Raw genomic sequence first — 3,478 nt, forward strand, 5'->3', positions numbered from 1 at the left:
GGCCGGCGCCGGGTCCGCGGCCTGCTGCGCGACGCCTGGCCGCCGTCCGCCGGCGTCGTCGCCGACCGCGTCGCCGTCGACCTCCCGGCCGGCGAGCGCCGGCTGGTCGAGACGGTACTGCGCCCCACCCGGCGCAGCGACCGCGTCGCCGACCGCGTGACGGTGCGCAGCCTCGGGCCGCTCGGGCTGGCCGGGCGGCAGGGCTCGCACGCCGTCCCGTGGGCCGTCCGGGTGCTGCCGCCGTTCCAGGCCCGCCGGCACCTGCCGTCGCGGCTGGCCCGGCTGCGCGAGATCGACGGCCGCTCGGCGGTGCGCATCCGCGGCCAGGGCACGGAGTTCGACTCGCTGCGCGAGTACGTCCGCGGCGACGACGTCCGGTCCATCGACTGGCGGGCGACCGCCCGGCACGGCGGCGTCGTCGTGCGGACCTGGCGGCCCGAGCGCGACCGGCACGTGCTGATCGTCCTCGACACCGGCCGGACGTCCGCCGGCCGGGTCGGCGACGAGCCGCGACTGGACGCCGCCATCGACACCGCACTGCTGCTCGGCGCGCTGGCGGCCCGCGCCGGCGACCGCGTCGACCTGCTCGCGTACGACCGTCAGGTCCGCGCCGACGTCGCCCGTCTGGAGGCCACCGATGTGCTGCGGCGGATGGTCGGCGCGCTGGCGGTCCTGGAGCCGGAGCTGCTGGAGACCGACTACCGGCAGCTCACCGCCGAGATCCTGAGCCGGGCCGGGCAGCACGCGCTGGTCGTCATCGTCACCGGCCTGGACTCCAGTGCCGTCGAGCTGGGGCTGCTGCCGGTCCTCGGACGGCTGACCCGCCGGCACACCGTCCTGGTCGCGTCGGTGGCCGACCCGCGGCTGGCGGAGCTCGCGGCCGGCCGGGGCGACTCCGACGCCGTCTACGCCGCGGCCGCCGCCGAGCACGACCGCCTCGCCCGCGCCCAGCTGGCCGAGCTGCTCTCCCGCCGCGGCGCCCACGTCGTCGACCAGCCGCCCGCCGACCTCCCGCCCGCCGTCGCCGACGCCTACCTGGAGCTCAAGGCCACCGGCCGCCTGTGACGGCGTTCCCTGCGTGGGCTCGTGGCGTTGGCCGTCCCCCTGCTGCCCATTTTCTCAGCCGCGCAACCGCGCCTCGAGCGGACCATTGGGGCGCTACGCGCCGACGCGGATCCGCTTGACCCGCGGTTCCGCGGCCAAGAACGGGGCAGCTATCAGGGGGACGGGGGCAGAGCGGGCACGACTCGAGGTTGACTTGCCCGTTTCGCCCTACTTTGTAGGGCCATGGACGGCGATGATCATCGACGATCGCCTACATCACGAGGATTACCTGAGCATCACCATGACTGTAAGGGTGTTGACGCTGGGACAATCCTCGTGATGGCCCCCGAATCACGGTGAAATCTCACCACGTGGACGCCCCACGACACCAAACTCACACCGAAACGGGGCCAACGCCACGGCCAGCCGTCGCCACATTTCCCCCGTCCGCCTGATAGCTGCCCGTTCTTAGCCGCGGGCGCGCGGGTCAAGCGGTCATCGCCGGCGCGAAGCGCCTCCATAGTCCGCTTGAGGCGCACGCACGCGGCCAAGACAATCGGGCAGCAGGGGGACGGAGGAACGCAGAACTGGGACGGGCGGGCTCAGCCGGCGACGGGGAGGGTGTCGGCGCTGGCGGAGCGGTCGATGTCGCCGACCTCGCCGGCCAGCACGGCCCGCCGTCCGTACACCCAGACGTAGGCGAGGAACAGCACCTCAGCGACCACGCCGATCGTGATGCGCCCCCATGTCGGCAGGCCGGAGGGCGTCACGAACGCCTCGATGACGCCGGAGACGAGCAGCACGCCGGCCAGCCCGAGCGCCATGCCCAGCGTCGCCCGGCCGGTCTCGGCCAGCGCCTCGCCGCGGCTGCGCGGGCCGGGGTCGACGACCGTCCAGCCCAGGCGCAGGCCGGCGCCGGACGCGACGAACACGGCGGTCAGCTCGAGCAGGCCGTGCGGGGTGATCAGGCCGAAGAAGACGTCCAGCCGGCCGGCCGCGGCCATCAGCCCGGCCGACGCGGCGACGTTCACGGCGTTCATCCAGAGCACGTACACGACCGGGATGCCGAGGAACACGCCCAGTGCGAGGCAGGCCGCCGCGACCCAGGCGTTGTTCACCCACACCCGCGCGGCGAACGAGCCGGCCGGGTTCTCCGAGTAGTAGTCCTCGAAGTCGTGCTCCACCAGCTGGCGGATCTCCTCCGGCGCTCCGATGGACGCCTGCACGCTCGGGGTGGCGGCCACCCACCAGGCGACGGCGACGGAGACGACGGCGAACGCCAGCGCGGCGCCGATCCACCAGCGCCGGTTGAGGTAGACCGCCGCCGGGAATCCGACGGTGAGGAAACGGACGACGTCGCGCCAGCCGGGGTCATGAGCGCCGGCGATCGCCGTACGGGCCCGGGCGACCAGCGTCGACAGCCGACCGAGCAGGACGGGGTCGGGCGCGGCCGATCGCAGCGTGGACAGGTGGGTGGACGCCGCGCGGTAGAGCGCGACCAGCTCGTCGGCCTCCGGACCGGTCAGGCGGCCGCGGCGGCGGACCAGCTGCTCGAGGCGGTCCCATTCGGCGCGGTGCGCGGCGACGAACGCGTCGAGGTCCACGTGCGCTCCCTTCCCGTCGTCGGCGCCCTGTGAGGCAGACTAACGGGGTGAGCGACCTGGTGACCGGCGAGGCCGTCCCCCTCGAGCTGCGGCTGGCCAAGCTGCCCTCACGGGCGCTCGCGCTGCTGCTCGACGCGCTGATCCTCGCGGTCCTGGGGTTCGGCTTGCTGCTGTTGTTCAGCCAGGTCGCGCCCGGCGTCGACGAAGCGCTGGCGGCCGCGCTGGTCATTGGCGGGACGGTGTTCCTGCTGGTGGTCATCCCGACGACGGTCGAGACACTGACCCGCGGCAGGTCGGTCGGCAAGGCGGCGGCCGGGCTGCGGGTGGTGCGCGACGACGGCGGCCCGATCCGGTTCCGGCACGCCCTCGTTCGCGCGCTGGCGGGGGTGTTCGCCGACTTCGTGCTCACCCTCGGCGTCGGCGCCATGGTCTGCTCGCTGCTGAACTCCCGCGACAAGCGCATCGGCGACCTGCTGGCCGGCACCGTCGTGATCCGCGAGCGCATCCCGTCGACGGTGGCGCCGCCGCCGGTCCTCGACCCGCGGCTGGCCGAGTGGGCGGCGTCGCTGGAGCTGTCCCGGCTGCCCGACCGGCTCGCCATGGCCGCCCGGTCGCTGCTGGCCAGGGCGCCGCAACTGGCGCCGGAGGTGCGCACCCGGCTGGCCGTCGACCTCGCGAACGAGGTGGCCGCGGTGGTCAGCCCGCCGCCCCCGCCCGGCCTGCCGCCGTGGGACTACCTGACGGCCGTCCTCGCTGAACGCCGTCGCCGCGACGCCCTCCGCTACGGCGGGGCGGCGCCGCCGCCGGGGCCGCCCGCGCCGCACCCGCCG

The 3,478-nt window shown here is 74.8% G+C and carries 3 protein-coding genes; 2 read left to right on the forward strand and 1 reads right to left on the reverse strand.

Annotated features, from left to right (window positions below; all coding sequences use genetic code 11):
- Positions 1–1,065 (forward strand): DUF58 domain-containing protein (locus DY240_RS10205; RefSeq protein ID WP_147375270.1); only part of this gene is annotated, 1,065 nt, incomplete at its 5' end.
- Positions 1,066–1,646: 581 nt separating this feature from the next.
- Here DY240_RS10205 and DY240_RS10210 read toward each other — a convergent pair.
- Positions 1,647–2,648 (reverse strand): stage II sporulation protein M, encoded by a 1,002-nt coding sequence (locus tag DY240_RS10210; RefSeq protein ID WP_119659815.1) that lies wholly within the window; start codon positions 2,646–2,648, stop codon positions 1,647–1,649.
- 47 nt (positions 2,649–2,695) lie between these two features.
- On the opposite strand from DY240_RS10210, the gene DY240_RS10215 reads away from it, so the two are divergent.
- On the forward strand, positions 2,696–3,478 hold a 783-nt coding region (locus DY240_RS10215), incomplete at its 3' end, for an RDD family protein (RefSeq protein ID WP_147375271.1).

It is taken from the genome of Jiangella rhizosphaerae, assembly GCF_003579925.1.
Taxonomy (GTDB): domain Bacteria; phylum Actinomycetota; class Actinomycetes; order Jiangellales; family Jiangellaceae; genus Jiangella; species Jiangella rhizosphaerae.